The organism is Streptomyces sp. NPDC046859 (assembly GCF_040645135.1).
Taxonomy (GTDB): Bacteria; Actinomycetota; Actinomycetes; order Streptomycetales; family Streptomycetaceae; genus Streptomyces.
The window spans coordinates 114,699-141,653 of record NZ_JBEYXR010000005.1; the positions used below are offsets into that span (position 1 = coordinate 114,699).

Annotated in this window: 25 protein-coding genes; 17 read left to right on the forward strand and 8 right to left on the reverse strand. The window is 73.3% G+C overall.

The window, feature by feature from the left end; genetic code table 11:
• Positions 1 to 4: 4 nt before the first annotated feature.
• From priA to hisF, 3 genes are read left to right on the forward strand one after another with little or no spacing between them, the layout of a single operon-like run.
• On the forward strand, positions 5 to 730 hold the full coding sequence (gene priA / locus ABZ899_RS08820) for a bifunctional 1-(5-phosphoribosyl)-5-((5-phosphoribosylamino)methylideneamino)imidazole-4-carboxamide isomerase/phosphoribosylanthranilate isomerase PriA (RefSeq protein ID WP_361342816.1): 726 nt from the start codon (positions 5 to 7) through the stop codon (positions 728 to 730).
• On the forward strand, positions 727 to 1,131 hold the full coding sequence (locus ABZ899_RS08825) for a RidA family protein (RefSeq protein WP_361342819.1): 405 nt from the start codon (positions 727 to 729) through the stop codon (positions 1,129 to 1,131). Before priA ends, ABZ899_RS08825 begins: the two co-directional genes overlap by 4 nt.
• The gene (gene hisF / locus ABZ899_RS08830; protein ID WP_361342822.1) at positions 1,128 to 1,883 is read left to right on the forward strand and encodes an imidazole glycerol phosphate synthase subunit HisF; all 756 of its coding nucleotides are present in this window, start codon (positions 1,128 to 1,130) and stop codon (positions 1,881 to 1,883) included. Before ABZ899_RS08825 ends, hisF begins: the two co-directional genes overlap by 4 nt.
• A gap of 25 nt (positions 1,884 to 1,908) precedes the next feature.
• On the opposite strand, the gene ABZ899_RS08835 is transcribed toward hisF, so the two are convergent.
• A complete protein-coding gene (locus ABZ899_RS08835; RefSeq protein ID WP_361342824.1) occupies positions 1,909 to 2,544 on the reverse strand; it encodes a TIGR03085 family metal-binding protein in 636 nt (211 codons plus the stop codon).
• Between the two features lie 73 nt (positions 2,545 to 2,617).
• Between ABZ899_RS08835 and hisI the strand changes: the two genes are divergently transcribed.
• From hisI to lgt, 11 genes are all read left to right on the forward strand, one after another.
• On the forward strand, positions 2,618 to 3,025 hold the full coding sequence (hisI, locus tag ABZ899_RS08840) for a phosphoribosyl-AMP cyclohydrolase (protein WP_361342827.1): 408 nt from the start codon (positions 2,618 to 2,620) through the stop codon (positions 3,023 to 3,025).
• A gap of 11 nt (positions 3,026 to 3,036) precedes the next feature.
• A complete protein-coding gene (locus ABZ899_RS08845; protein ID WP_361342830.1) occupies positions 3,037 to 4,512 on the forward strand; it encodes an anthranilate synthase component I in 1,476 nt (491 codons plus the stop codon).
• 70 nt (positions 4,513 to 4,582) lie between these two features.
• The gene (locus ABZ899_RS08850) at positions 4,583 to 5,224 is read left to right on the forward strand and encodes a TIGR02234 family membrane protein (RefSeq protein WP_361342832.1); all 642 of its coding nucleotides are present in this window, start codon (positions 4,583 to 4,585) and stop codon (positions 5,222 to 5,224) included.
• A 110-nt stretch (positions 5,225 to 5,334) separates the two neighbouring features.
• Positions 5,335 to 5,586: an HGxxPAAW family protein gene (locus ABZ899_RS08855; protein WP_361342834.1), complete on the forward strand. Its 252-nt coding sequence runs from the start codon at positions 5,335 to 5,337 to the stop codon at positions 5,584 to 5,586.
• A 78-nt stretch (positions 5,587 to 5,664) separates the two neighbouring features.
• The gene (locus ABZ899_RS08860; protein ID WP_361342837.1) at positions 5,665 to 6,111 is read left to right on the forward strand and encodes a DUF2752 domain-containing protein; all 447 of its coding nucleotides are present in this window, start codon (positions 5,665 to 5,667) and stop codon (positions 6,109 to 6,111) included.
• Positions 6,112 to 6,246: 135 nt separating this feature from the next.
• Positions 6,247 to 7,056: an indole-3-glycerol phosphate synthase TrpC gene (trpC, locus tag ABZ899_RS08865; RefSeq protein WP_361342838.1), complete on the forward strand. Its 810-nt coding sequence runs from the start codon at positions 6,247 to 6,249 to the stop codon at positions 7,054 to 7,056.
• A 20-nt stretch (positions 7,057 to 7,076) separates the two neighbouring features.
• Positions 7,077 to 7,319: a tryptophan synthase subunit(beta) gene (locus ABZ899_RS08870; RefSeq protein ID WP_361342841.1), complete on the forward strand. Its 243-nt coding sequence runs from the start codon at positions 7,077 to 7,079 to the stop codon at positions 7,317 to 7,319.
• 60 nt (positions 7,320 to 7,379) lie between these two features.
• Positions 7,380 to 8,669: a tryptophan synthase subunit beta gene (gene trpB, locus ABZ899_RS08875; RefSeq protein WP_361342844.1), complete on the forward strand. Its 1,290-nt coding sequence runs from the start codon at positions 7,380 to 7,382 to the stop codon at positions 8,667 to 8,669.
• Positions 8,666 to 9,484, forward strand: coding sequence for a tryptophan synthase subunit alpha (trpA, locus tag ABZ899_RS08880; RefSeq protein WP_361342847.1), 819 nt, complete (start codon positions 8,666 to 8,668; stop codon positions 9,482 to 9,484). The genes trpB and trpA overlap by 4 nt, the downstream gene beginning before the upstream one ends.
• A 120-nt stretch (positions 9,485 to 9,604) precedes the next feature.
• Positions 9,605 to 10,378: a thioredoxin domain-containing protein gene (locus tag ABZ899_RS08885; RefSeq protein WP_361342850.1), complete on the forward strand. Its 774-nt coding sequence runs from the start codon at positions 9,605 to 9,607 to the stop codon at positions 10,376 to 10,378.
• 86 nt (positions 10,379 to 10,464) lie between these two features.
• Positions 10,465 to 11,451, forward strand: coding sequence for a prolipoprotein diacylglyceryl transferase (lgt, locus tag ABZ899_RS08890; protein ID WP_361342852.1), 987 nt, complete (start codon positions 10,465 to 10,467; stop codon positions 11,449 to 11,451).
• Positions 11,452 to 11,507: 56 nt separating this feature from the next.
• Here the strand turns inward: lgt and ABZ899_RS08895 are convergent, their stop codons facing one another.
• The 7 genes from ABZ899_RS08895 to ABZ899_RS08925 are packed head-to-tail and all read right to left on the reverse strand — an operon-like array spanning position 11,508 to position 19,453.
• Positions 11,508 to 12,359 carry a CoA ester lyase gene (locus ABZ899_RS08895; RefSeq protein ID WP_361342854.1) on the reverse strand — a complete coding sequence of 284 codons (852 nt, stop codon included), beginning with the start codon at positions 12,357 to 12,359 and terminating at the stop codon, positions 11,508 to 11,510.
• Complete coding sequence (locus tag ABZ899_RS08900) at positions 12,356 to 13,555, reverse strand: CoA transferase (RefSeq protein WP_361342856.1); 1,200 nt, start codon at positions 13,553 to 13,555, stop codon at positions 12,356 to 12,358. The genes ABZ899_RS08895 and ABZ899_RS08900 overlap by 4 nt, the downstream gene beginning before the upstream one ends.
• A complete protein-coding gene (gene rbsK / locus ABZ899_RS08905) occupies positions 13,552 to 14,445 on the reverse strand; it encodes a ribokinase (protein WP_361342859.1) in 894 nt (297 codons plus the stop codon). The genes ABZ899_RS08900 and rbsK overlap by 4 nt, the downstream gene beginning before the upstream one ends.
• Entirely contained in the window at positions 14,442 to 15,833 is a 1,392-nt protein-coding gene (locus tag ABZ899_RS08910) for an ADP-ribosylglycohydrolase family protein (RefSeq protein WP_361342862.1), read from the reverse strand. Before ABZ899_RS08910 ends, rbsK begins: the two co-directional genes overlap by 4 nt.
• A complete protein-coding gene (locus tag ABZ899_RS08915) occupies positions 15,821 to 16,996 on the reverse strand; it encodes an ADP-ribosylglycohydrolase family protein (RefSeq protein ID WP_361342864.1) in 1,176 nt (391 codons plus the stop codon). Before ABZ899_RS08915 ends, ABZ899_RS08910 begins: the two co-directional genes overlap by 13 nt.
• A 7-nt stretch (positions 16,997 to 17,003) precedes the next feature.
• A complete protein-coding gene (locus ABZ899_RS08920; protein WP_361342867.1) occupies positions 17,004 to 18,407 on the reverse strand; it encodes an ADP-ribosylglycohydrolase family protein in 1,404 nt (467 codons plus the stop codon).
• A complete protein-coding gene (locus tag ABZ899_RS08925; RefSeq protein WP_361342869.1) occupies positions 18,404 to 19,453 on the reverse strand; it encodes an ADP-ribosylglycohydrolase family protein in 1,050 nt (349 codons plus the stop codon). The genes ABZ899_RS08920 and ABZ899_RS08925 overlap by 4 nt, the downstream gene beginning before the upstream one ends.
• Before the next feature lie 308 nt (positions 19,454 to 19,761).
• Between ABZ899_RS08925 and ABZ899_RS08930 the strand changes: the two genes are divergently transcribed.
• From ABZ899_RS08930 to ABZ899_RS08940, 3 genes are all read left to right on the forward strand, one after another.
• Entirely contained in the window at positions 19,762 to 20,493 is a 732-nt protein-coding gene (locus ABZ899_RS08930) for a VIT1/CCC1 transporter family protein (RefSeq protein ID WP_361342872.1), read from the forward strand.
• A gap of 398 nt (positions 20,494 to 20,891) precedes the next feature.
• Positions 20,892 to 25,493: a glutamate synthase large subunit gene (gene gltB / locus ABZ899_RS08935; RefSeq protein ID WP_361343553.1), complete on the forward strand. Its 4,602-nt coding sequence runs from the start codon at positions 20,892 to 20,894 to the stop codon at positions 25,491 to 25,493.
• Positions 25,486 to 26,949, forward strand: coding sequence for a glutamate synthase subunit beta (locus ABZ899_RS08940; protein ID WP_361342875.1), 1,464 nt, complete (start codon positions 25,486 to 25,488; stop codon positions 26,947 to 26,949). The genes gltB and ABZ899_RS08940 overlap by 8 nt, the downstream gene beginning before the upstream one ends.
• Positions 26,950 to 26,955: the final 6 nt, after the last annotated feature.

Genomic DNA, 26,955 nt, shown 5'->3' on the forward strand with positions numbered 1-26,955 from the left:
AGACATGGCCAAGCTCGAACTCCTCCCCGCCGTCGACGTCCGCGACGGCCAGGCCGTCCGCCTCGTGCACGGCGAGTCCGGCACCGAGACCTCCTACGGCTCCCCGCTGGAGGCCGCCCTCGCCTGGCAGCGGTCCGGCGCCGAGTGGCTGCACCTGGTCGACCTGGACGCCGCGTTCGGCACCGGCGACAACCGCGAGCTGATCGCGGAGGTCGCGAAGGCCATGGACATCAAGGTCGAGCTGTCCGGCGGCATCCGCGACGACGCCTCCCTCGCCGCCGCGCTCGCCACCGGCTGCACCCGCGTCAACCTCGGCACGGCCGCCCTGGAGAGCCCCGAGTGGGTCGCCAAGGTGATCGCCGAGCACGGCGACAAGATCGCCGTCGGCCTGGACGTGCGCGGCACCACCCTGCGCGGCCGCGGCTGGACCCGCGACGGCGGCGACCTCTACGAGACGCTGGAGCGCCTCGACAAGGAGGGCTGTGCGCGGTACGTCGTCACCGACATCGCCAAGGACGGCACCCTCCAGGGCCCCAACCTGGAACTCCTGAAGAACGTCTGCGCGGTCACGGACCGCCCCGTCGTCGCCTCCGGCGGCGTGTCCTCGCTGGACGACCTGCGGGCCATCGCCGAGCTCGTCCCGCTCGGCGTCGAGGGCTCCATCGTCGGCAAGGCCCTGTACGCGAAGGCGTTCACGCTGGAAGAGGCCCTGGAGGCAGTGGCGTCATGACGTCCGAACCCGTGCGGCGCGTGCGGAGCGAAAGCCCCTGGGAGGAGTCCTTCGGGTTCGCACGCGCCGTCGCGGCCGGCGACCGCGTCCTGGTGGGCGGCACCACCGCCTTCCGGGGACCGACGCTGTACGGGGAGGGCGACCCGTACGAGCAGGCCAAGGTGGCCTTCGCGGGCGCGCTGGAGGCGATCGCCGCGTTCGGCCTCGGTCCGGAGTCGGTCGTCCGCACCCGGATGTACCTGAGCCACCAACGGGACGTGGACGAGGTGGGCCGCGCCCACAAGGAGATCTTCGACCCGGTGCGCCCCATCACGACACTGCTGGTCGTGGAGGGGTTCGTCGACCCGCGCATCCTGGTCGAAGTAGAGCTAGAGGCATACAGAGGAGCCGTGGATCAATGACCCTGGCGGTCCGAGTCATCCCCTGCCTGGACGTGGACAACGGCCGGGTCGTCAAGGGCGTCAACTTCCAGAACCTGCGCGACGCGGGCGACCCCGTCGAGATGGCCAAGGTGTACGACGCCGAGGGCGCCGACGAGCTGACGTTCCTGGACATCACCGCCTCCTCGGGCAACCGGGAGACGACGTACGACGTGGTGCGCCGCACCGCCGAGCAGGTGTTCATCCCGCTGACCGTCGGCGGCGGCGTCCGCACCGCGGAGGACGTGGACAGGCTGCTGCGCGCCGGAGCCGACAAGGTCGGCGTCAACACGGCGGCCATCGCCCGCCCGGACCTCATCCGGGAGATCGCCGAACGCTTCGGCCGCCAGGTGCTCGTCCTCTCCGTCGACGCGCGCCGCACCCCCGAGGGCACCTTCGAGGTCACCACCCACGGCGGCCGCGAGGGAACCGGCATCGACGCCGTGGAGTGGGCGCACCGCGCGGCCGAGCTGGGCGCCGGCGAGATACTGCTGAACTCGATGGACGCGGACGGCACCAAGGACGGCTACGACCTGGAGATGATCCGGGCCGTGCGCAAGCACGTGACGATCCCGGTGATCGCCTCCGGCGGCGCCGGCAAGCTCGCCGACTTCACCCCCGCCGTCGAGGCGGGCGCCGACGCGGTGCTGGCGGCGTCGGTGTTCCACTTCGGCGACCTCAGGATCGGCCAGGTCAAGGACGCGCTGCGAGGCGCCGGGCACCCGGTGCGCTGACCGGCCCGATCGACAGGACGGCCCCTCAGATCCCGAGCTGCTTCGTCTCGTGCAGCTTGGCGATCGCGTCCTTGTCGCCGTCCAGCTCGACCCTCGCGGCGCTCTGCCGGCCGTACGCGAAGAGCAGCAGCTCCGAGGGTTCGCCGGTCACCGTGACCACCGGGGTGCCGCGGTGGGCGACCACCGTCTGGCCGTCGGGGCGGCGCAGCACCAGGCCCGTGGGGGCGCCCCGGCCCATCAGGCGGGCGGCGCGCTCCAGGCGGGACCACAGCGCGTCCTGGAAGACCGGGTCCAGCTCGCGCGGCGTCCAGTCCGGCTGCGCCCGGCGCACGTCCTCCGTGTGGACGTAGAACTCGACGGTGTTCGACGCCTCGTCGATCTGCTTGAGCTGGAAGGGCGAGAAGCGCGGCGGGCCGGTCCGGATGAGCTGGAGCAGCTCCTCGTACGGCTTCGCCGAGAACTCCGCCATCGCCTTGTCCAGGCGGGGCCCCAGCTGCTTGATCAGCATGCCGGCGGCCGCGTCGGGCCGGCGCTCGCGCACCACCACGTGCGCCGCGAGATCACGGGTGCGCCAGCCCTCGCAGAGCGTCGGGGCCTCGGGGCCCTCGGCCTCCAGGAGGTCGGCGAGGAGGAGTCGTTCACGCTGTGCGAAGGTCGACATGCTGTCAGCCTACGACCACGTACCGGGTCCGCCCAGTGGACGCCGCCCGGAACAGCCGGCCGCGCGCGGCACAATGGCAGGCATGACCACGAGCACGCCCCGCACGCCCAGCGGGCTGGACCCCGAGATCGCCGCACGCCTCAAGCGCAGCGCGGACGGACTCCTGCCCGCCATCGCCCAGCAGTACGACACCCGCGAGGTGCTGATGCTCGGCTGGATGGACGACGAGGCGCTGCATCGCACGCTGACCACCGGCCGCTGCACCTACTGGTCGCGCAGCCGCCGCGAGTACTGGGTCAAGGGCGACACCTCCGGTCACGTCCAATGGGTGAAGTCGGTCGCCCTGGACTGCGACGCCGACACGCTCCTCGTCCAGGTCGACCAGGTCGGCGCCGCCTGCCACACCGGCGCCCGGACCTGCTTCGACGCGGACGTGCTCGTCGGCGACGCCGGTTCCGGCGCGCCCGCCGCGGATCAGTAGGGTCGGCGGCCATGGACCTCGAGACGTTCCGCAAGCTGGCCACCGACCGACGGGTCGTCCCGGTCACCCGCAAGCTCCTCGCCGACGGCGACACCCCCGTCGCGCTCTACCGCAAGCTGGCCGCCGAACGCCCCGGCACCTTCCTGCTGGAGTCCGCGGAGAACGGCCGCTCCTGGTCCCGGTACTCCTTCGTGGGCGTGCGCTCCGCGGCCACGCTCACCGAGCGCGACGGCCGGACCCACTGGCTCGGCACCCCGCCGGTCGGCGTCCCCGTGGACGGCGACCCGCTCGCCGCCCTGCGCGCCACCGCCGAGACCCTGCACACCCCTCACCAGGAGGGCCTGCCGCCGTTCACCGGCGGCATGGTCGGCTACCTCGGCTACGACATCGTGCGCCGCCTGGAGAAGATCGGCCCCGGCGAACGCGACGACCTGCGGCTGCCCGAGCTGACCATGCTGCTCACCAGCGACCTCGCCGTCATGGACCACTGGGAGGGCTCGGTCCTGCTGATCGCCAACGCGATCAACCACAACGACCTCGACACCGGCGTCGACGAGGCGTACGCCGACGCTGTCGCCCGGCTGGACGCCATGCAGGCGGACCTCACCCGCCCGGTCGCCCAGCCGCCCGCCGTCCTGCCGCCCTCGGAGCTGCCCGAGTACACCGCGCTGTGGGGCGGCGAGGACTTCCAGGCCGCCGTCGAGGACATCAAGGAGCGCATCCGGGCCGGCGAGGCGTTCCAGGTCGTCCCCTCCCAGCGCTTCGAGACGCCGTGCACCGCGAGCGCCCTGGACGTGTACCGGGTGCTCCGGGCGACCAACCCGTCGCCGTACATGTACCTGTTCCGCTTCGACGGGTTCGATGTCGTCGGCTCCTCGCCGGAAGCCCTCGTCAAGGTCGAGGACGGCCGGGCCATGGTGCACCCGATCGCCGGGACCCGGTGGCGGGGGGCGACCCCGCAGGAGGACCAGGCCCTCGCCGACGAACTGCTCGCGGACCCAAAGGAGCGCGCCGAGCACCTGATGCTGGTCGACCTGGGGCGCAACGACCTCGGACGGGTCTGCGAGCCCGGTTCCGTCGAGGTCGTCGACTTCATGTCCGTCGAGCGCTACTCCCACGTCATGCACATCGTCTCGACGGTCACCGGTCGCGTCGCGCCGGGCCGCACCGCCTTCGACGTGCTGACGGCCTGCTTCCCGGCCGGCACCCTCTCCGGCGCGCCCAAGCCCCGCGCGATGCAGATCATCGACGAACTCGAACCGTCCCGGCGCGGCCTGTACGGCGGCTGCGTCGGCTACCTCGACTTCGCCGGCGACTCCGACACCGCCATCGCCATCCGCACGGCCCTGCTGCGCGACGGCACCGCCTACGTCCAGGCCGGCGCGGGCATCGTCGCCGACTCCGACCCCGTCGCCGAGGACACCGAGTGCCGCAACAAGGCGGCCGCCGTCCTGCGCGCCGTCCACACCGCGAACCGGCTGTCCTGAGCCCCCGGGCGGCCACGTGGCGCCGGTCACCCGAACCCCGGGTCCCCAGCCGGGCGGGGTTCGGGTGATAGTGGAGTACGTGACTGCTGTTCCTCACCCCCGTTCCGAAGCCCCGGGCTCCGCCCGCGCGGGCCGTCTGAGTCTGGCCCTCGCCCTGCTGAGCGGGGCGCTCGGCGCGGCCGTGGCCCTGCTCGCCACCCGGCAGCGCTGGTCGGAGGGCACCGCCGCGGTGGCCGGCGGCTCCTTCCCCCTCACCGCCAAGGGCAGCGACGTCACCGGCGTCCCCGCGGCCCTGGCGATAGTCGGGCTGGCCGCGCTCGTCGCCGTCTTCGCCGTGCGCCGGGCCGGCCGCGTCCTGGTCGCCGCCCTGCTCGCGCTCTCCGGCGCCGGTACCGTCGCCGCCGCCCTGCTGGGCGCCTCGGACAGCTCCGCGCTGGACGAGCAGGCCGCCCGGGCCTCCGGCGACACCGCCGCCACCGTCGAGTCCCTCACCCACACCGCCTGGCCGTACGCCGCCGCGGCCGGCGGCGCCCTGATCCTGCTCGCCGGACTCCTGGCCCTGCGCTACGGCCGGATCTGGCCCGGCATGTCCGGCCGCTACGAGCGGAACGGCGCACCGCGCCCGCGCCGCACGGCCCGCCCCGCCGACCCCGACCGTCCCGAGGAGATCTGGAAGGCTCTCGACCGGGGCGAGGACCCCACCGGAGCCTGACGTCCGCCGCCGCGACCCCCGATGACCGCACGCGCGCGCGTGCGGGACAATGACGGGGAGCGACCGGCTCACCCCACGTACGACACGTACACAGCAACGAGGAGCAAGCAATGGCGGGCAACAGCCACGGTCACACTTTGGCCGCCTGGACCGGTGTCACGATCGCCTTCATCGGGTTCTGCGTGGCGGGCGCCTTCATGGTGATGGCCCAGCCGGCGGGTTTCTGGGCCGGTATGGGCGTCGTGATCCTCGGCGGCATCGTCGGCTGGCTCATGAGCTCCATGGGGCTCGGCCAGCCCAAGGACGTCCACGAGCCGCACCTCACCACGGAGGAGCGCCAGGCGGCCGGCGCCAAGGGCTGAGCACCGCGTGACGCACCGAGGGGCGACCCGGCACCGATGGAGTGCCCGGGGGCGCCCCTCCCGCCCGTCCGGGGCACAATGCTCGACGTGGACACCGACAGCCGCAGGACGCCGGCGACCGGCGCGGCCGCCCTCGCCCGCCGCGTGGCCGTCCCGGCGGGCGTGCTCGCGGCCGTCGCCGGGGCCTTCGCCTACGTCGGCGCGGTCGACCCCGGTCGACCGGGCCACTACCCCGCCTGCCCCCTCCTGGAGTACACCGGGATCTTCTGCCCGGGCTGCGGCGGGCTGCGCAGCGCGCACGCCGTCGTGCACGGCGACCTCGCGGCGGCGCTCCAGGACAACGCGCTCGCGGTGGCCGGCTACGCGCTCTTCGCCGTGCTGTGGACCGTCTGGGTGATCCGTTCCGTTCGGGGCCGCCCGCTGCGGATCGACCTCGCGCCGGCGCACCTGTGGGCGGTGGGCGCCCTGACCCTGGTTTTCACCGTTGTCCGGAACTCGCCGTTCGGTGGCCTGCTGCACCCTTGATCAACCGGTGGGCGTCCAGGTACTGGGACCGGCGTCAACCGGATGCGGGGGCTCGGCCCGCCTCCGGATACCATCGCAGTGACCATCGGTTTTGAACCGCTTTCTCAGCCAACCGTCTGGAAGGGGGCCGCTCGCGTGAGTGTGCTCGACGAGATCATCGACGGAGTCCGTGCCGACCTCGCGGAGCGGCAGGCGCGCGTCAGCCTCGACGAGCTCAAGGAGCGCGCGGCGAAGGCCCCCGCGGCCAAGGACGGTGTCGCGGCGCTCCGCGGCGACGGCGTCAAGGTCATCTGCGAGGTCAAGCGCTCCAGCCCGTCCAAGGGCGCGCTGGCCGCCATCGCCGACCCGGCCGGGCTCGCCGCGGACTACGAGGCGGGCGGCGCGGCCGTCATCTCCGTCCTCACCGAGCAGCGCCGCTTCGGCGGTTCGCTGGCCGACCTGGAGGCCGTCCGCGCCCGCGTGGACATCCCGGTCCTGCGCAAGGACTTCATCGTCACCTCGTACCAGCTGTGGGAGGCCCGCGCGTACGGCGCCGACCTCGCCCTGCTGATCGTCGCGGCCCTCGACCAGTCCGCCCTGGAGTCCCTCATCGAGCGCGCCGAGTCCATCGGGCTCACCCCGCTCGTCGAGGTGCACGACGAGGACGAGGTCGACCGCGCGGTCGACGCCGGCGCCAGGATCATCGGTGTCAACGCCCGCAACCTGAAGACCCTGGAGGTCGACCGGGGCACCTTCGAGCGTCTCGCGCCCGAGATCCCGGACACCCTCGTCAAGGTCGCCGAGTCCGGCGTCCGCGGCCCGCACGACCTCATCGCGTACGCCAACGCCGGCGCCGACGCGGTCCTGGTCGGCGAGTCCCTGGTCACCGGCAAGGACCCGAAGACCGCGGTCTCCGACCTGGTGGCGGCGGGCGAGCACCCGGCACTCCGGCACGGCCGCGGCTGAGCACCGATAGGATCGCCCCGATGACGCCCACGACCACCACCACGGACCGGTACGCCCGCCTCGCGCGCGGCTGCCGCCCCCGTGGCTGCCGCGCGCCCGCCCGCCGGGTCCACGGCCGTCGTGTGCGCTACGTCATCGGAGACGAGCCCGGGCAGGTCAACGGCCGCCGATGGCAGCGCCCCGTCAGGGGCGCGGGGCTCCGTTCGACGTGCGGCGACCGCCGCGCGGGCGCGACCGGCCACGATGGCGTCGAGGTCGGCTGACCGTCCCCGCCCCCACGGCGATCAGTGCTGTTCACACACCACTCACCGTGAGGTTTCCGCATGCCCAGCGACTTCTTCATCCCCGACCCGGACGGTCAGGTCCCCAGCCCCGAGGGCTACTTCGGCGCGTTCGGCGGCAAGTTCATCCCGGAGGCCCTCGTCGCCGCCGTGGACGAGGTGGCCGTCGAGTACGACAAGGCCAAGCACGACCCCGAGTTCGCCCGTGAGCTCGACGATCTGCTGGTGCACTACACCGGCCGTCCCAGCGCGCTGACCGAGGTCCCGCGGTTCGCCGCGGAGGCGGGCGGCGCCCGCGTCTTCCTCAAGCGCGAGGACCTCAACCACACCGGCTCGCACAAGATCAACAACGTGCTGGGCCAGGCCCTGCTCACCAAGCGCATGGGCAAGACCCGGGTCATCGCCGAGACCGGCGCGGGCCAGCACGGCGTCGCGACCGCGACGGCCTGCGCCCTGTTCGGCCTCGACTGCACGATCTACATGGGTGAGATCGACACCCAGCGCCAGGCGCTCAACGTGGCCCGGATGCGCATGCTCGGCGCCGAGGTCATCGCCGTGAAGTCCGGCAGCCGCACCCTGAAGGACGCCATCAACGAGGCGTTCCGCGACTGGGTCGCCAACGTCGACCGCACCCACTACCTGTTCGGCACGGTCGCCGGTCCGCACCCCTTCCCCGCCATGGTCCGCGACTTCCACCGGGTCATCGGGGTCGAGGCCCGCCGCCAGATCCTGGAGCGCGCCGGACGCCTGCCCGACGCGGCCATCGCCTGCGTCGGCGGCGGCTCCAACGCCATCGGCCTCTTCCACGCCTTCATCCCGGACGCCTCCGTCCGCCTGATCGGCTGCGAGCCGGCCGGACACGGCGTGGAGACCGGCGAGCACGCGGCCACCCTCACCGCCGGCGAGCCCGGCATCCTGCACGGCTCCCGCTCCTACGTCCTCCAGGACGACGAGGGCCAGATCACCGAGCCGTACTCCATCTCGGCCGGCCTGGACTACCCGGGCATCGGCCCCGAGCACTCCTACCTGAAGGACAGCGGACGCGGCGAGTACCGCGCGGTCACCGACGACGCCGCCATGCAGGCCCTGCGCCTGCTGTCGCGCACCGAGGGCATCATCCCGGCCATCGAGAGCGCCCACGCCCTCGCCGGAGCGCTGGAGGTCGGCAAGGAGCTCGGCGAGGACGGGCTGATCATCGTCAACCTGTCCGGCCGGGGCGACAAGGACATGGACACCGCCGCCCGCTACTTCGGGCTGTACGACGAGGGCACCGACGCCGAGGTCCCGGCCGACGCCGCCGACACCGCCGAGATCGAGGGGGACGCCCGATGAGCGGGAACATCCAGCTGCTGTCGGACACCCTCGCGGCCGCCGAGGCCGAGGGCCGGTCCGCGCTGATCGCCTATCTGCCGGCCGGCTTCCCGACCGTGGACGGCGGCATCGCGGCGGTCAAGGCCGCCCTGGAGGGCGGCGCCGACGTCGTCGAGGTCGGCCTGCCGCACAGCGACCCCGTGCTCGACGGCCCGGTCATCCAGACCGCCGACGACATCGCCCTGCGCGGCGGGGTGCGGATCGCCGACGTGATGCGCACGGTCCGCGAGGCCCACGCGGCCACCGGGAAGCCGATCCTCGTCATGACGTACTGGAACCCCATCGACCGCTACGGCGTCGAGCGGTTCACCGCCGAGCTGGCCGAGGCGGGCGGCGCCGGCTGCATCCTGCCCGACCTGCCCGTCCAGGAGTCGGCGCTGTGGCGGGAGCACGCCGACAAGCACGGTCTGGCGACCGTGTTCGTCGTGGCGCCGAGCAGCAAGGACGGGCGGCTCGCCGAGATCACCGCGGCCGGCAGCGGCTTCGTGTACGCCGCCTCCCTGATGGGCGTCACCGGCACCCGCGCGTCCGTCGGCGCGCAGGCGCACGAGCTGGTCGAGCGCACCCGGGCCACCGGCACCGATCTGCCCGTCTGCGTCGGCCTGGGCGTCTCCGACGCCGACCAGGCGGCCGAGGTCGCCGGGTTCGCGGACGGCGTGATCGTCGGCTCGGCCTTCGTCAAGCGGATGCTGGACGCGCCGGACGACGCGGCCGGTGTCGAGGCCGTCCGGGCCCTCGCCGGTGAACTGGCGGAGGGCGTGCGCCGGCGGGCGTAGCCGGTGTCCGCGCGGGGCGCGGGACATCGTCGGAAGAAGGGCCTTCCGTACGAGTCGCCCGAACGGGTGGACCTGGGACCGGGGAGGCGCGGTGCGCCTCCTCGGTTCGTTTCTGCGGTTGTGAGCGAAAAGAATCGTGACGCAAAGCGGACCGCCCGGGAGCGGCTGGCGGTCGAGCGGGAGAAGCAGAAGGCGGCGGACCGGCGGCGCCGCACGCTGATCGTGGGCGCGAGCGTCGTCTGCGTGCTGGGCCTCGCCGCCGTGATCGGGGTCGTCGCGGCCAACGCCGGCAAGGACAGCGGCAGCGACGCCGGGCCGGTCGTCGGCCCCTCCGGAGCCCAGGGCAAGGACGGGCTCGCCATTCCGGTCGGCAAGGAGAGCGCCCCCTCGACGCTGACGGTCTGGGAGGACTTCCGCTGCCCGGCCTGCAAGTCCTTCGAGGACGCCTACCGCTCGACGATCCGCGGGCTGACCGACTCCGGCCAGCTCAAGGTCGAGTACCACCTGGCGACGATCATCGACGGCAACATGGGCGGCACCGGCTCCCGCAACGCGGCGAACGCCGCCGCCTGCGCCCAGGACGCCGGGAAGTTCGTCCAGTACCACGACGTGCTGTACCGCAACCAGCCGCCGGAGGCCGACGACGCCTTCGCGGAGAACAGCAAGCTGCTGAAGCTCGCGGCCAAGGTGGACGGCCTGGACACGCCCGCCTTCCGCAAGTGCGTCGAGGACGGCACCCACAACAGCTGGGTGGAGAAGTCCAACGACGCCTTCAAGACGGGCGGCTTCAGCGGCACGCCCACGGTGCTGCTCAACGGCAAGAACATCTACCAGGACCAGACCATGACGCCGGCCAAGCTCAGGCAGATGGTGGAGGCGAACGCGAAGGGCTGAGCGCCCGTACGGGCACGGCCTGTTATGGACCCGTAGCCGGGCAGCCCGACATCGGTGCCGCCCGGCAGGGTAGCGTCGACCTTGCCATGGAACTTGCCTACATTCCCAGCCCGTCGCGCGGGGTGATCCACCTCGGACCCATTCCGCTGCGCGGCTACGCCTTCTGCATCATCATCGGTGTCTTCGTAGCCGTCTGGCTCGGCAACAAGCGCTGGATCGCCCGGGGCGGGCGCGCCGGCACGGTCGCGGACATCGCGGTCTGGGCCGTCCCGTTCGGCCTGGTCGGCGGTCGCCTCTACCACGTGATCACGGACTACGAGCTGTACTTCAGCGAGGGCCGTGACTGGGTGGACGCCTTCAAGATCTGGGAGGGCGGCCTCGGCATCTGGGGCGCGATCGCGCTCGGCGCGGTGGGCGCGTGGATCGGCTGCCGCCGCCGTGGCATCCCGCTGCCCGCGTACGCCGACGCCGTCGCCCCCGGCATCGCCCTCGCGCAGGCGCTCGGCCGCTGGGGCAACTGGTTCAACCAGGAGCTGTACGGCCGCCGCACCGACGTGCCGTGGGCGCTGGAGATCACGTCCTCCACCGACGGACGGGTGCCGGGCACCTACCACCCGACGTTCCTGTACGAGTCCCTGTGGTGCATCGGCGTCGCCGTGCTGGTGATCTGGGCCGACCGCCGCTTCAGGATGGGCCACGGCCGGGCGTTCGCCCTGTACGTCGCCGCGTACTGTGCCGGCCGGTTCTGGGTCGAGTACATGCGGGTCGACGACGCCCACCACATCCTCGGCCTGCGGCTGAACAACTGGACCGCGCTGCTGGTCTTCCTGCTCGCCGTGATCTACATCGTGGTGTCGGCGAGGAAGCGGCCCGGCCGTGAGGCCGTCGTCGAGCCCGGTGCGGCCGACGGCGACTCGGGCGGCGCGTCCGGTGAGAAGAAGACGGACACGGACGCGGACGCCGACACCGACGGCGCGAAGACGTCCGAGGCGGACGCCGGGACCGGGACCGGGGACGCTGCCGAGGACACGAAGGAGTCGCGCGACGAGGCGGAGTCGGCCCGCAAGGGCTGACCCCGCACCGTCGCACCACGAAGGGCGCCCGGTCGACCGGGCGCCCTTCGTGTGTCTCAGGCGCGGCGCGCCAGGGACAGCGTGCGCCGCGCGTCCGCCACCACCGCCGCGTCGACGAAGCGCCCGTCCGGCAGGGCCAGCGCCCCCTGGCCGGTCGCCGCCGCCTTGACGATCGTCTCCGCCCGCTCCAGCTCCCGCTCCGTGGGCAGATACGCCCGCTCGATCACGGGCAGCTGGCGGGGATGGATGGCCGCGCGGCCCAGGAAGCCGAGCGCGCGGCCGTGCGCGCAGGACGCCGCCAGACCCTCCAGATCGCGGATGTCCGGGTGGATGGACTGGGCCGGCGGGGGCAGACCGGCCGCCCGCGCGGCGACGACCACGCGGGAACGGCACCAGTCGAGCCCGGCGTCGCCCCGTACGCCCAGGTCGGCCCGTAGATCCGCCTCGCCGAGGGAGATGCCGCGCAGGGCCGGATGCGCGGACGCGATCGTGTGCGCGCGTTCGATGCCGAGGGCCGACTCCAGCAGGGCGTGCAGCCGGGTCGTGCCCGGGGCCGCGGCCGGCGTGGTCTCGGCGAGGTGGATGACCTGGTCGGCCGACGTCACCTTCGGCAGCCGCAGGGCGGCCAGACCGGGCAGGGCGGCCAGCGCCGCGAGGTCCTGCGCCCCCGCCGGGGTGTCCAGCGCGTTCACCCGGACGTGGACGGGCACGGGGTGCCCGGGCGCGTCAAGCAGTTCGGCCGTGGCCGCCCGTGCGTAGTCCTTGCGGTCCGGGGCCACCGCGTCCTCCAGGTCGACGATGACGACGTCGGCGCCGGACGCCAGCGCCCCGGCCACCACCCGCGGCCGGTCCCCGGGGGCGTACAACCAGGTCAGCGGGTACGGGCTGGTCTGCGCCGGGCCGGTCACAGGGCGCCCTCCTCCCGCAGGGCCGCGAGATCGGCGGGGGACAGGCCGAGACCGGTGAGGACCTCGTCGGTGTCCGCGCCGTGCGGGCGGCCCGCCCAGCGGATCGTGCCGGGCGTGGCGGAGAGCCGGAAGAGGACGTTCTGCATCCGCAGCGCGCCCAGCTCGGGGTCGTCGACGGTGGTGACCGTGTCGAGCGCGGCGTACTGCGGGTCGGTCATCACGTCCCGGACGTCCTGGACCGGGGCCACCGCCGCCTCCGCCTTCTCGAAGGCGGCCAGCACGTCGGCGCGGGTGTGGCGGGCGATCCAGTCGCCGACCGCCCGGTCCAGCACATCGGCGTGCCGGGCCCGGTCCACGCCCGTCGCGAACCACGGCTCGTCGATCAGGTCGGGGCGTCCCACGAGCCGCATCACCCGCTCGGCGATCGACTGGGCGGACGTGGAGACGGCGACCCAGGTGCCGTCGGCCGTGCGGTAGGTGTTGCGCGGTGCGTTGTTGGCGGACCGGTTGCCGGTGCGTTCCTGGACGTAGCCGAGCTGGTCGTACCAGGTCGGCTGGGGGCCGAGGGCCAGCAGCATCGGCTCGATGAGGGCCATGTCGACGACCTGCCCCTCGCCGGTGCGCTCGCGGGCCGCGAGGGCCGTCATCACGGCGTACGCGGTGGCGAGGCCCGCGATCGAGTCGGCCAGGCCGAAGGGCGGCAGCGTCGGGGGTGCGTCGGGTTCCCCGGTGAGCGCGGCGAAGCCGCTCATCGCCTCGGCCAGGGTGCCGAAACCGGGGCGGTGGGAGTACGGGCCGAACTGCCCGAAGCCGGTGACCCGGGTCAGGACCAGGCGCGGGTTGGCGGTCGAGAGCTCCGGCCAGCCGAGGTCCCACTTCTCCAGGGTGCCGGGGCGGAAGTTCTCGATGACGACGTCCGCGGTGGCGGCGAGCCGCAGCAGGGTGGCACGGCCGCCGGGCCGGGACAGGTTCAGGGTGATCGTGCGCTTGTTGCGGCCGAGGACCTTCCACCACAGTCCCACCCCGTCCTTGGCGGGGCCGTGGCCGCGGGACGGGTCGGGTTTCTCCGGGTGCTCGACCTTGATCACCTCCGCGCCGAAGTCGCCGAGCATGGTGGCGGCGAGGGGTCCGGCGAACAGGGTGGCCAGATCGAGCACGCGCAGCCCGGCCAGGGGTGCCGGGGGCGCCGCGGTCATGACGCGTACCGTTCGTCGATCTCGGGGCGGTACGGCATCGACACCGTGGCGCCCGCCCGCTGCACGGACAGGGAGGCCGCGCAGGACGCCCAGGCCAGCGCGTCGGGCATCGGGCGTCCCTCGCCGATTGCCACCGCGAGGGCGCCGACGAAGGTGTCGCCGGCGCCGGTGGAGTCGACGGCGGTGACCTTCGGGGCCGGGACGGTCAGCGGCTCGGCGCCCCGGGCTGCGTACAGGCTGCCGGACGCGCCCAGGGTGACGACCACCTCCGGGACCAGGTCCAGCAGGACGCCGGCCGCCTCGCGGGGGTCGGTGCGGCCGGTGAGGGTGGCGGCCTCGTGCTCGTTGGGGACGATCAGGTCGATCGCGCCGAGGAGCTCGTCGGGGAGCGGCTGGGCGGGCGACGGGGTGAGGACCGTGCGGACGCCGTGGCGGCGGGCCGCGCGGGCGCCCGCGAGCACGGCGGCCAGCGGGATCTCCAGTTGGAGCAGCAGGGTGTCGGCGGCGGCGATGACGCCCTCGTCGCCGGGGCTCAGGTGGTCGAGGGTGCCGTTGGCGCCGGGGATGACGACGATCGCGTTGCCGCCCTCGTCGTCCACGACGATGTGCGCGGTGCCCGAGGGGCCCTCGACCGTGCGCAGGTCGTCGGTGTCCACCCCGGAGTGTTCGAGCGCGGAGCGCAGCTGGGTGCCGTACGTGTCGTTGCCGACGGCGCCGATCATCAGCACGCCGCCGCCCGCGCGGGCCGCGGCGGTCGCCTGGTTGGCGCCCTTGCCGCCGGGGATCGTGCGGAACTCCCGGCCGGTGACGGTCTCGCCGCGCTGCGGGGCCTTCTCTACGTAGGTGACGAGGTCCATGTTCGTGCTGCCGAGCACGACGATGTCGGTCATGGGCGTGTGGCCTCCAAGGGGGTGAGGTCCTGGGCGAGGTCGTGCGTGAGCTGGGCGAGGGTGTCGAAGCCGGTGCCGTCGAGGCCGCCGACGGAGGTGGCGAGACGGTTCTTCAGAGGCGTGGTCCAGTGGTCGGGCAGGGCGGCGGGGGAGCCGGCGAGGAGACCGGCGACGCTGCCCGCCGTCGCCCCGTTGGAGTCGGTGTCCCAGCCGCCGGACACGGCACGGCAGACGGAGCCCGTGAAGTCGCCGTCCGCGTGGGTGAGGGCGGCGACGGTCAGGGCCGTGTTGGGGACGGAGTGGACCCAGTGGTGGTCCGGCGCGTACCGGGCGTGGAGGAGGTCGACGACCGTGTCGAAGTCCTCGTGCGTCCGCGCCAGCGCCGTCGCGTGCCGCACCGCCCGGGCCAGCCGGGACTCCGGCGGGATCACCGCGAGTCCGGCGCGCAGACAGGCGTGGACGTCCTCCGGCCCGGTCGCGCGGGCCGCCCGGGCGATGACCGCTGCCGCGAACATCGCCGCGTAGACGCCGTTGGCGGTGTGCGTGAGGGTGGCGTCCCGGTGGGCCTGTCCGGCCGCGGCGCCGGGGTCGCCGGGGTGGGTCCAGCCGTGGACGTCGGCCCGGATGAGGGCACCGATCCACTCGCGGAAGGGGTTGCGGTGGCGGGCCGTGTGCGGCGGCTCGACACCGAGGAGGAGGTTGCGCAGCGCGACACGCTCGGCCGTGAACGTACGGCCCGCGGGCAGCTCGTCCAGCCAGAGCCGGGCCACGTCCGCGGTGGTGAAATCCCGGCCGTACCGCTGGAGCAGGAGGAGGTTGAGGAGCGGGTAGTTGAGGTCGTCGTCCTCGGGCATGCCGTCGATGTTCTCGGCGAGCGAGGTCGTGGCGGAGCGGCGGTTCCAGGGGTGGGCGGCGAGCAGGTCCGCCGGGACGCCCCTGGCGGTGAAGTAGCCGCGCAGGGGCCAGTTGCCGGCCGGCCGGGCGAGCGCGCGGATGGCGTCGAGCGGGAGCTTCTCGACCGGCTTGCCGAGCAGACAGCCGACGGCCCGGCCCAGCCAGGCGGCCTCCAGGCGGGCCGGCGTGGTCGGGGCGGGGACGGCCGGCGCGGGCCAGTCCGGGCAGAGCGCCTTGATGGCGGCGAGGTCGGTGGGCTCCCGGTCGGCGCTCCGGCTGGGCAGGTCCGCCAGTTCGTCCAGCAGGTCCTCGGCCAGCGTCCGCAGATACCGGGACGCCGGCTCCGCCGAGGCGCCCGCCCGTACCGGGGCCGTACGGCCGCCCGCCGCCTCCCAGCGGGCCGCGATCCGCGCGGGCTCCCGGCCGTCCAGGGCGGCCTGCCTCAGCTCGTGGCCGATCAGGTCCTCGGGCTGCACCCACGTCAGCCGGAGCACGGCCGGCCCTCCAGGACGCGGAACGCCGCCTCGTGGGCCCGGCGGCGGGCCACGTCACGGGCGTGCACCTCGCGGGCCACGTCGGCCAGGACGCGGGCCGGCTCCCACAGGTCGAGCCGGCTGGCCTCCGCGACCGTCTTCGCCCACTCGTCGGGGACCGGGGAGCCGAGGGCGCCGGTCACGGCGCCCGCCATCGTCGCGATCGAGTCGCAGTCCCGGCCGTAGTTCACCGCGCCGAGCACCGCCCTGCGGTGGTCGCCGCCGGCGACCAGCACCATGGCCAGGGCGATCGGCAGCTCCTCGACGGCGTGCAGCCGGGAGGGGCGGCGGGCGCCGAGTGAGGGCCGGCGGTAGTCGGGGCCGACCGTGTCGTAGGGGGCGACGGTCTCGCGCAGCGGGACCAGCGCCGACTCGAAGTCGCTGTGGGCCGCGGCGGTCTCGCAGCATTTCTCGATGGCCTCGCGGGTGCCGTCCCGGGCCAGGGACAGACAGGCGCCGACGACCGAGTCCGGGGTCGCGCCGGGGGCGCAGGCCGCGGCCACCGCCGCCGCGAACACACCCGCCGCCTCGCGTCCGTACGACGACTGGTGGGCGCCCGCGACGTCCAGCGCCTCGGCGTACGCGGCCCGGGGGTCGGCCGCGTTGACCAGGCCGACCGGGGCCATGTACATCGCGGCGCCGCAGTTCACGATGTTGCCGACGCCGGCCTCCCGGGGGTCCACGTGGCCGTAGTGGAGACGGGCGACCAGCCACTTCTCGGCGAGGAAGACCCGGTGCAGGGGGAGTGCCTCGGCCTCCAGCTCCGGGATCCAGCGCGGGGTCGTCATCAGGTCCGGGACCAGGTGGTCGGCGATCGCGTACGCGTCGAGGTGGTCGCGGACGGCCGCGTAGACGCGGACCAGCGCGTGCGTCATCAAGGTGTCGTCGGTGACGTGCCCGTCACCCTTGTGGTACGGCGCGATGGGACGGGCCGTGCGCCAGTCGTCGCCGTTCCAGGGGCCGACGACGCCGTGGACGCGGCCGCCGTGGCGCTCCAGGATCTGGTCGGGGGAGTAGCCCTCCACCGGGCCGCCGAGGGCGTCGCCGACCGCCGCGCCCACCAGGGCGCCGGTGATCCGTTCGTCGAGACGCGGACCACTGCTTTCTTCTGATTTGGGCGTCATGCCGGAATCATCCTCCTGGTCGGTCCGGTTGTGCGGCTTCCAGGCGGTCGGCGAGTTCCACCAGGTCGGTGCCGGTGAGCCGGGGGAGCGCACAGCCGGACAGGGTGCGGCAGGCGTCGCGCCAGGCCGCCGGGAGGCAGGCGTCGCCGCCCAGGGCGCCGGTGAGCGCCCCGGTCAGGGCCGGGGCCGAGTCCGCCACCCGGGACAGACAGGCGGCGGCCGGGACCGCCTCGGCGATACGGCCGCCCGCCGCGAGGGCGAGGGCGAGGGCGACCGGCACGGTCTCGGCGGCGGCGACGCCGTAGCTGTAGACGTGGTCGACGATCTGGTGCTCCAGGAGGGGCACCAGGGCGAAGGCGCCGTCGGCGGCGTGCGCGAGGTCCACGGCGTGGCGGGCGTTGCGGCCGATCTCCGTCCCGGCGGGCAGCTCGACGAGCGCCGCCGCCACGCAGGTCGCGGTGGGCGCGCCGGTGAGGGCCAGGGAGACGGCCGCCGCCATCGCCCGCGCGCCGAGGACGCCGTCGCCGTCCTGGGTGTAACGGGCGTCGAACTCGGCGAGGCCGGCGGCGCGCCGGGGGTCGCCGGGGTGGGCGACGGCCAGGACGCAGGCCCGGACGCAGGCCGCGTCGTCGAAGAAGTGCGGGTTGTCGTGGCCGGTGGCGGGCGGGCGCAGGCCGGTGGCGAGGTTGCCCAGGCCCGCGCGGACGGAGATGCGCGCCCGCAGCGGGAGGACCGCCGACTCGACCTCGGGGGCGCGGTCCGCCGCGGCGGCGACCTCGCCGGCGACGGCGTTCCAGGTGAGGTCGATCGCGGCGCGGACCCGGCGGTCGCGGCTGAGGTCGCCGAGGGCGGTGTCGTCGCCGGCCCGCAGCAGGGCCTCGGCGGTGAAGGCCGCCCATTCCGCGTCGTCGGAGGGGCCGAGGCACAGGGGCTCGGGCGGCTGGTTGAGGGCGATCGGCACCGGGAGGGTGGTGGTCGCGTTCTGCTCGGCGAACGTCTCCAGCTCGCGGGTCAGCCGACGCGTCCAGTCCGGCATACGGGCGGCGCGGTGCCGGGCGGCGGGCCAGCCGGCGGCGTCGCCGGCGGCGAGGCCGAGGAGGAGGCCCCGCACGCGGTGCGCGGCGCCGTGCCTCGGGGTGGCCTCGGCTTCGCCCGCGGCGGGGAGTCTCCCGTTCGCACGGGTGGGGTGCGCCGGCCGGGGGGTGGCCGCGGCTTCGCCTGCGGCCGGGAGTTTCCCGGCCGCGCCACCCGCGCGGCTCTCGTCGCCGGGTGCGGGTGCCGGTGGCCCCGTCCCGGCGGGCCCGCCGTCGGCGGTCTCGGGCTCGGGGGGTGGGGGCAGGAGCGCCGGGCCGGCGGTGGGTGGGGCCGTGTCCCCGTCGGGGGGTTCTGACCACGGGGTCGGGGGTGTCATCCGAGGGGCTCCTTGGTAGGGGTGAGGGCTCCGGTGATCCATTTGCGGTCGTCCCCGGGGACCAGGAGTTCCGCCACCTCCAGCACGTGGTGGCCCGCCATCGACGGCAGGCAGCTGCCGCGCGCCGGGGCGATCACGGCCGCCCAGTCCGGGGGGATCGCCCGCTCGCCCTGGGTCGCTCCGGCCAGCGCCCCCGCGACCGCGGCCGTCGTGTCCGCGTCGCGGCCCATGTTCACCGCCGTCAGCACCGCCTGCACGAAGTCGCCGTCGGCCGCCGCGTACGCTCCGAAGGCCAGGGCGACCGCCTCGGGCGCCAGGTCCGTCCACGGGTAGCCGCCGATGACGACCGCGGAGCGCACCGCGCGCTCGCCTTCGTGGGCGACCGCGGCGGCCCGGCGCAGGGAACGGGCCGTCCACGAGTCGTCCGGGACCACGGCCAGCGCGGAGGCCACCACCACCGGTGTCGGCGCCCCCGCCATGGCGGCGGCCACGCCGGCCGCCACGGCCTGGCCGCCGTAGATGCCCTCGCCGTCGTGGCTCACCGAGCCGTCGATCGCGACCAGCCGGGCCGCCTCCGCCGGGCGGCCCGCGGCGAACACGCCGAACGGCGCCGCCCGCATGGCCAGCCCGTCGCTCCAGGCGTGCCGGTGCTGTGCGGAGATGGGGGCGGCGAGGCCGCGGCGCAGATTCTCCAGCGTGCCCCGCTCGCTGAACCCGGCGCCCCGGAACGGCCCCTCGGCCCGGTCCGCGATCCACTCGTGCCAGGCCGCCTCGACATGGGACGGGGTGAGGGCCGAGCCGTGCCGGGCGAGCAGCAGCCCGGAGAAGATCGCGTACTCGGTGTCGTCGGTGCCGCACGGGCGCTCGGCCACGAACCCGGTGATACGGCCCCACCGGGCACGGATCTCCGAGGGCTTCATGTTCTCGGCGGGGGCGCCCAGCGCGTCGCCCACCGCCAGGCCCAGCAGGGCGCCGCGGGCCCGCTCGCGGAGGCCTCCGGCGTCACCGGGCGCCGGAACCGAGGGGGTGCAGGCGATCGATGCCATACGCGGCCTCTCCTCCGGGGGCTCCGCCCAGGGCGCGGAGCCCTTTGCGGATGTGTCCCACCGTCGGCGGTTGACCTGAGCCTCACCCGGGCCACTGTCACCCGGTCGACCTGTCCCCCGAGGCCCCGGCCGCATGGCGGCTTTCCGGGGAAAAGCGCAGGTTAGCGCAGCCTTTCCTTGCTGGCGGGAGGGAATGCGGAGGCGTAGATTTAGCGTTGTCGAAGAGTAGAACGCGTCTAAAGACAGCCTTGCCTGACTTCCGGGCTTCGAGGCTTTCGGACCACCTGACTTCCTCCGGGGGGAATCTCATGGCGATCATCGAGACCGAGGCCGCGCTGCACGAGGCGCACCGCGACAACCACACCCACCGCGATGTGAACGGCGGCTGGCTGCGCCCCGCGGTCTTCGGCGCGATGGACGGCCTGGTCTCCAACCTCGCCCTCATGACCGGTGTCGCCGGCGGTGATGTCAGCCATCGGACCATCGTGCTCAGCGGCCTCGCGGGGCTCGCCGCCGGCGCCTTCTCCATGGCGGCCGGCGAGTACACCTCGGTCGCCTCGCAGCGCGAGCTCGTCGAGGCCGAACTGGCCGTCGAGCGGCGGGAGCTGAGCAAGCACCCCAAGGACGAGGAGGCCGAGCTGGCGGCCCTCTACGAGGCGCGGGGCGTGGACGCGGACCTCGCCCGGGCCGTCGCCGAACAGCTCTCCCGCGACCCCGAGGTCGCCCTGGAGATCCACGCCAGGGAGGAGCTCGGCATCGACCCGGGCGACCTGCCCTCGCCGCTGGTCGCGGCCGTGTCGTCGTTCGGTGCCTTCGCCCTGGGCGCCCTGCTGCCGGTCCTGCCGTACCTGCTCGGCGCCACCGCGCTGTGGCCGGCGGTGCTGCTCGCGCTGTTCGGGCTCTTCCTGTGCGGCGCGGTCGTGGCCAAGGTGACGGCGCGCAGCTGGTGGTACAGCGGTCTGCGGCAGCTCGCCCTGGGTGGCGCCGCGGCCGGTGTGACGTACGCCCTGGGCGGTTTCTTCGGAACGGCCGTAGGATAGCGCGGCTGGAACATATGCGAGGGACCGCATAAGTTTCCGTTACTCGCTGGTTTCGGAAGCGTGACCACTGGGCATGACCCGTAAGCACTGTGGGCAATGACGCCTGCGGCGCACGCGCGGGGTGGGCGACAACGCCCCTTCCGCCTCCCCGTGGACCGGCGGGCAAGGATCTGTTTCGTCCGGTCACCCTCATACTTCGAGCCACGTGCGCGGAACCCCTGTCGCAGGCCGTGGTGTCCGCATGGTGGAACGGAGTATCCCGGTTCCCGAGAGTCGTTCCATCATGTAACCTGCACGAAATTTTGCGATCACGCAGAGGGCCAACGTCGTCCCTTGCACCTGCTCCCCGGCTCGGTTTCCGGGGAATCCCCAGCCAAATGACGACGACGGGAGAGCCGATGCGTACGCCGCGCCAGCCGTCCCAGCACTCCGCGAACGGCCAGAACTGGTCCTTCATGGATGCTCGCCCTGCTGCGCAGGGTATGTACGACCCCCGCGACGAGCACGACGCCTGCGGCGTCGGCTTCGTGGCCACCCTCACCGGAGAGGCGAGCCACACGCTGGTCGAGCAGGCGCTGACCGTACTGCGCAATCTCGAGCACCGCGGCGCCACCGGCTCCGAGCCCGACTCGGGTGACGGCGCGGGCATCCTCTCCCAGGTGCCGGACGCCTTCCTGCGCGAGGTCGCCGGGTTCGAGCTCCCCCAGGCCGGCGCCTACGCCGTCGGCATCGCCTTCCTGCCGGAGGACGGCACCGAGGACACCGTCGCGCGCATCGAGGCGATCGCCGCCGAGGAGGACCTCGACGTCCTCGGCTGGCGCGAGGTCCCGGTGGCCCCCGGACTGCTCGGCGCCACCGCCCGCTCGACGATGCCGGCCTTCCGCCAGATCTTCGTCGCGGACGGCTCCGCGGTGCCTTCGACGGGTATCGCGCTCGACCGCAAGGCGTTCGTCCTGCGCAAGCGCGCCGAGCGCGAGGCCGGGGTCTACTTCCCCTCGCTGTCGTCCCGCACCATCGTCTACAAGGGCATGCTGACCACCGGCCAGCTCGAGCCCTTCTTCCCGGACCTGTCCGACCGCCGCTTCGCCTCGGCCATCGCGCTCGTCCACTCGCGCTTCTCCACGAACACCTTCCCGTCGTGGCCGCTCGCGCACCCCTACCGCTTCGTCGCCCACAACGGTGAGATCAACACCGTCAAGGGCAACCGCAACTGGATGCGGGCCCGCGAGTCGCAGCTCGTCTCCGAGCTGTTCGGCGACCGCGGCCTCGAGCGGATCTTCCCGGTCTGCACGCCCGACGCCTCCGACTCGGCGTCCTTCGACGAGGTGCTCGAACTCCTCCACCTCGGCGGACGCTCCCTGCCGCACTCGGTGCTGATGATGATCCCGGAGGCGTGGGAGAACCACGACTCCATGGACCCGGCCCGCCGCGCCTTCTACCAGTTCCACGCCACGATGATGGAGCCCTGGGACGGCCCGGCCTGTGTCACCTTCACCGACGGCACCCAGGTCGGCGCGGTCCTCGACCGCAACGGCCTGCGCCCCGGCCGCTACTGGGTCACCGACGACGGCCTCGTCGTCCTCGGCTCCGAGGTCGGCGTCCTCGACATCGACCCCGCCAAGGTCGTCCGCAAGGGCCGCCTCCAGCCGGGCCGCATGTTCCTCGTCGACACGGCCGAGCACCGCATCATCGAGGACGCCGAGGTCAAGGCCGCCCTCGCCACCGAGCAGCCGTACGCGGAGTGGCTGGAGGCCGGCGAGATCGAGCTGTCGGACCTGCCCGAGCGTGAGCACATCGTGCACACCCACGCCTCGGTCACCCGCCGCCAGCAGACCTTCGGCTACACCGAGGAAGAACTGCGCATCATCCTCGCGCCGATGGCCAAGGCCGGCGCCGAGCCGATCGGCTCGATGGGCACCGACTCGCCGATCGCCGCGCTGAGCGACCGCCCCCGGCTGCTCTTCGACTACTTCACCCAGCTGTTCGCGCAGGTCACGAACCCGCCGCTGGACGCCATCCGCGAGGAACTCGTCACCTCGCTGCGCTCCTCGCTGGGCCCGCAGGGCAACCTGCTGGAGCCGACCGCCGCCTCCTGTCGCTCGGTCACCCTGCCCTTCCCGGTGATCGACAACGACGAGCTGGCCAAGCTCATCCACATCAACGCCGACGGCGACATGCCCGGCTTCAAGGCCGCGACCCTGTCCGGCCTGTACCGGGTCTCCGGCGGCGGAGACGCCCTCGCCGCGCGGATCGAGGAGATCTGCGCCGAGGCCGACGCCGCCATCGAGAACGGCGCCCGGCTGATCGTCCTGTCGGACCGCCACTCCGACGCCGAGCACGCGCCGATCCCGTCGCTGCTGCTCACCGCGGCCGTCCACCACCACCTCATCCGCACCAAGCAGCGCACCCACGTGGGCCTGCTGGTCGAGGCCGGCGACGTCCGCGAGGTCCACCACGTCGCCCTGCTGATCGGCTACGGCGCCGCCGCCGTCAACCCCTACCTGGCGATGGAGTCGGTCGAGGACCTGGTCCGCGCCGGCACCTTCCTGCCCGGCATCGAGGCCGAGCAGGCCATCCGGAACCTGATCTACGCCCTCGGCAAGGGCGTGCTCAAGGTCATGTCCAAGATGGGCATCTCCACCGTCGCCTCCTACCGCGGCGCCCAGGTCTTCGAAGCCGTCGGCCTCGAGGCGGCCTTCGTCGAGAAGTACTTCAACGGCACCACCAGCAAGATCGGCGGCGTCGGCATCGACGTCGTCGCCAAGGAGGTCGCCGCCCGGCACGCCAAGGCCTACCCGGCCAGCGGCATCGCCCCGGCGCACCGCGCCCTGGACATCGGCGGCGAGTACCAGTGGCGCCGCGAGGGCGAGCCGCACCTGTTCGACCCGGAGACGGTCTTCCGCCTCCAGCACTCCACGCGCACCGGCCGCTACGACATCTTCAAGAAGTACACCGCGCGCGTGAACGAGCAGTCCGAGCGCCTGATGACGCTGCGCGGCCTGTTCGGCTTCACGTCGGACCGCCCCTCGATCCCGATCGAGGAGGTCGAGCCGGTCAGCGAGATCGTCAAGCGCTTCTCCACCGGCGCCATGTCGTACGGCTCCATCTCCAAGGAGGCGCACGAGACCCTCGCCATCGCCATGAACCAGCTGGGCGGCAAGTCCAACACCGGTGAGGGCGGCGAGGACCCGGACCGTCTGTACGACCCGGCGCGCCGGTCGTCCATCAAGCAGGTCGCCTCCGGCCGCTTCGGTGTGACGAGCGAGTACCTGGTCAACGCCGACGACATCCAGATCAAGATGGCGCAGGGCGCCAAGCCCGGCGAGGGCGGCCAGCTGCCCGGCCACAAGGTCTACCCGTGGGTCGCGAAGACGCGTCACTCGACGCCGGGCGTGGGGCTCATCTCGCCGCCGCCGCACCACGACATCTACTCCATCGAGGACCTGGCCCAGCTGATCCACGACCTGAAGAACGCCAACCCCCAGGCGCGCATTCACGTCAAGCTGGTCTCCGAGGTCGGTGTCGGCACGGTCGCGGCCGGTGTGTCCAAGGCGCACGCGGACGTCGTCCTCATCTCCGGTCACGACGGCGGCACCGGCGCCTCCCCGCTGACCTCGCTGAAGCACGCGGGCGGCCCCTGGGAGCTCGGCCTCGCCGAGACCCAGCAGACCCTGCTGCTCAACGGCCTGCGCGACCGGATCGTCGTGCAGACCGACGGCCAGCTCAAGACCGGCCGTGACGTCGTCATCGCCGCGCTGCTCGGCGCCGAGGAGTTCGGTTTCGCGACCGCGCCGCTCGTCGTCTCCGGCTGCGTCATGATGCGCGTCTGCCACCTGGACACCTGCCCGGTCGGCATCGCCACCCAGAACCCGGTGCTGCGCGACCGCTTCGCCGGCAAGGCCGAGTACATCGTCAACTTCTTCCGGTACATCGCCGAAGAGGTCCGCGAGCTCCTCGCCGAGCTGGGCTTCCGCTCCATCGAGGAGGCCGTCGGTCACGCCGAGGCGCTCGACGTGACCCGCGCGGTCGACCACTGGAAGGCGCAGGGCCTGGACCTGGAGCCGCTGTTCCACGTGCCCGACCTGCCGGCCGGCGCCGTGCGCCACCAGCTGGTCGAGCAGGACCACGGCCTGGAGAAGGCGCTCGACAACGAGCTCGTCAAGCTCGCCGCCGACGCCCTCGCCGCCGACTCCGCGAACGACGCCCAGCCGGTGCGCGCCCAGGTCAAGGTCCGCAACATCAACCGCACCGTCGGCACCATGCTGGGCCACGAGGTGACGAAGAAGTTCGGTGGCGCGGGCCTGCCCGACGACACCATCGACATCACCTTCACCGGTTCCGCGGGCCAGTCCTTCGGCGCCTTCCTCCCGCGCGGTGTCACGCTGCGCCTGGAGGGCGACGCCAACGACTACGTCGGCAAGGGCCTGTCAGGCGGGCGCATCGTGGTCCGGCCGGACCGGGCCGCCGACCACCTCGCCGAGTACTCGACGATCGCGGGCAACACGATCGCGTACGGCGCGACCGGCGGCGAGCTGTTCCTGCGCGGCCGGACCGGCGAGCGGTTCTGCGTCCGCAACTCCGGCGCGCTGGTCGTCTCCGAGGGCGTGGGCGACCACGGCTGCGAGTACATGACCGGCGGTCACGCGGTGGTCCTGGGCGAGACGGGCCGCAACTTCGCGGCCGGCATGTCCGGTGGCGTCGCCTACGTGATCGACCTCGACCGGGACAACGTCAACGCCGGCAACGTGGGTGCCGTCGAGGCGCTCGACGAGGCCGACAAGCAGTGGCTGCACGACGTCGTGCGCCGCCACCGGGAGGAGACCGGGTCCACGGTCGCCGAGAAGCTCCTCGCCGAGTGGGACACCGCGGTGGACCGCTTCAGCAAGATCATCCCAAGCACGTACAAGGCAGTGCTCGCCGCCAAGGACGCCGCCGAGCGAGCCGGTCTCACCGAGACCGAGATCACCGAGAAGATGATGGAGGCGGCGACCAATGGCTGATCCCAAGGGCTTTCTGAACCACGGCCGCGAGGTCGCCCGGTCCCGTCCGGTCGACGTGCGTCTGAAGGACTGGAACGAGGTCTACGTCCCCGGCTCCCTGCTGCCGATCATCAGCAAGCAGGCCAGCCGCTGCATGGACTGCGGCATCCCGTTCTGCCACAACGGCTGTCCGCTCGGGAACCTCATCCCCGAGTGGAACGACTACGCCTACCGCGAGGACTGGGCGGCCGCCCAGGAGCGGCTGCACGCGACCAACAACTTCCCGGAGTTCACCGGTCGCCTCTGCCCCGCGCCCTGCGAGTCGGCGTGTGTCCTCGGCATCAACCAGCCGCCGGTCACCATCAAGAACGTCGAGGTCTCCATCATCGACAAGGCGTGGGAGACCGGGGACGTCGCCCCGCAGATCCCCGAGCGCCTGTCCGGCAAGACCGTCGCCGTCATCGGCTCGGGCCCGGCGGGCCTGGCCGCCGCCCAGCAGCTGACCCGGGCCGGCCACACGGTGGCCGTGTACGAGCGCGCCGACCGCATCGGCGGCCTGCTGCGCTACGGCATCCCCGAGTTCAAGATGGAGAAGCGGCACATCAACCGCCGTATCGAGCAGATGCGCGCGGAGGGCACCCGCTTCCGCACCGGCATCGAGATCGGCCGCGACCTCAAGGCGACCGACCTGCGCAAGCGGTACGACGCCGTCGTCATCGCCGCCGGCGCCACCACCGCCCGCGACCTGCCGGTCCCCGGCCGGGAGCTGAAGGGCGTCTACCAGGCGATGGAGTACCTGCCGCTGGCGAACAAGGTCCAGGAGGGCGACTACGTCACCTCCCCGATCTCCGCCGAGGGCAAGCACGTCGTCGTCATCGGCGGCGGCGACACCGGCGCCGACTGCGTGGGCACCGCCCACCGCCAGGGCGCGGCCTCGGTGACGCAGCTGGAGATCATGCCCCGCCCGGGCGACGAGCGGAACCCGGTCGCCCAGCCGTGGCCGACGTTCCCGATGCTCTACAAGGTGACGTCCGCGCACGAGGAGGGCGGCGAGCGGGTCTACTCCGTCTCCACCACCCACTTCGAGGGCGACGAGGACGGCAACGTCCAGTGGCTGCACCTCACCGAGGTCGAGTTCGTCGACGGCAAGCTGACGCAGAAGCCGGGCACCGAGCGCAAGATCCCCGCCCAGCTGGTCACCCTCGCGATGGGCTTCACCGGCACCGACCGGGAGAACGGCCTGGTCGAGCAGTTCGGCCTGGAGCTCGACGAGCGCGGCAACATCGCCCGCGACGCCGACTTCCAGACCAACGTGCCCGGTGTGTTCGTCGCCGGTGACGCGGGCCGCGGCCAGTCGCTCATCGTGTGGGCGATCGCCGAGGGCCGCTCGGCCGCACGCGGCTGCGACCGGTTCCTGACCGGCGCCAGCGAGCTGCCGGCCCCGATCCGTCCGACGGACCGCGCCCTGGCGGTCTGATCCCGC

What these genes read in the sequence shown, in the direction of transcription:
- priA (WP_361342816.1), top strand. Translation starts at nt 5, where the DNA reads ATGGCCAAGCTCGAACTCCTCCCCGCCGTCGACGTCCGCGACGGCCAG.
- ABZ899_RS08825 (WP_361342819.1), top strand. Translation starts at nt 727, where the DNA reads ATGACGTCCGAACCCGTGCGGCGCGTGCGGAGCGAAAGCCCCTGGGAG.
- hisF (WP_361342822.1), top strand. Translation starts at nt 1,128, where the DNA reads ATGACCCTGGCGGTCCGAGTCATCCCCTGCCTGGACGTGGACAACGGC.
- ABZ899_RS08835 (WP_361342824.1), bottom strand. Translation starts at nt 2,544, where the DNA reads ATGTCGACCTTCGCACAGCGTGAACGACTCCTCCTCGCCGACCTCCTG.
- hisI (WP_361342827.1), top strand. Translation starts at nt 2,618, where the DNA reads ATGGCAGGCATGACCACGAGCACGCCCCGCACGCCCAGCGGGCTGGAC.
- ABZ899_RS08845 (WP_361342830.1), top strand. Translation starts at nt 3,037, where the DNA reads ATGGACCTCGAGACGTTCCGCAAGCTGGCCACCGACCGACGGGTCGTC.
- ABZ899_RS08855 (WP_361342834.1), top strand. Translation starts at nt 5,335, where the DNA reads ATGGCGGGCAACAGCCACGGTCACACTTTGGCCGCCTGGACCGGTGTC.
- ABZ899_RS08860 (WP_361342837.1), top strand. Translation starts at nt 5,665, where the DNA reads ATGCTCGACGTGGACACCGACAGCCGCAGGACGCCGGCGACCGGCGCG.
- ABZ899_RS08870 (WP_361342841.1), top strand. Translation starts at nt 7,077, where the DNA reads ATGACGCCCACGACCACCACCACGGACCGGTACGCCCGCCTCGCGCGC.
- trpB (WP_361342844.1), top strand. Translation starts at nt 7,380, where the DNA reads ATGCCCAGCGACTTCTTCATCCCCGACCCGGACGGTCAGGTCCCCAGC.
- trpA (WP_361342847.1), top strand. Translation starts at nt 8,666, where the DNA reads ATGAGCGGGAACATCCAGCTGCTGTCGGACACCCTCGCGGCCGCCGAG.
- lgt (WP_361342852.1), top strand. Translation starts at nt 10,465, where the DNA reads ATGGAACTTGCCTACATTCCCAGCCCGTCGCGCGGGGTGATCCACCTC.
- ABZ899_RS08900 (WP_361342856.1), bottom strand. Translation starts at nt 13,555, where the DNA reads ATGACCGCGGCGCCCCCGGCACCCCTGGCCGGGCTGCGCGTGCTCGAT.
- rbsK (WP_361342859.1), bottom strand. Translation starts at nt 14,445, where the DNA reads ATGACCGACATCGTCGTGCTCGGCAGCACGAACATGGACCTCGTCACC.
- ABZ899_RS08915 (WP_361342864.1), bottom strand. Translation starts at nt 16,996, where the DNA reads ATGACGCCCAAATCAGAAGAAAGCAGTGGTCCGCGTCTCGACGAACGG.
- ABZ899_RS08920 (WP_361342867.1), bottom strand. Translation starts at nt 18,407, where the DNA reads ATGACACCCCCGACCCCGTGGTCAGAACCCCCCGACGGGGACACGGCC.
- ABZ899_RS08925 (WP_361342869.1), bottom strand. Translation starts at nt 19,453, where the DNA reads ATGGCATCGATCGCCTGCACCCCCTCGGTTCCGGCGCCCGGTGACGCC.
- ABZ899_RS08930 (WP_361342872.1), top strand. Translation starts at nt 19,762, where the DNA reads ATGGCGATCATCGAGACCGAGGCCGCGCTGCACGAGGCGCACCGCGAC.
- gltB (WP_361343553.1), top strand. Translation starts at nt 20,892, where the DNA reads ATGCGTACGCCGCGCCAGCCGTCCCAGCACTCCGCGAACGGCCAGAAC.
- ABZ899_RS08940 (WP_361342875.1), top strand. Translation starts at nt 25,486, where the DNA reads ATGGCTGATCCCAAGGGCTTTCTGAACCACGGCCGCGAGGTCGCCCGG.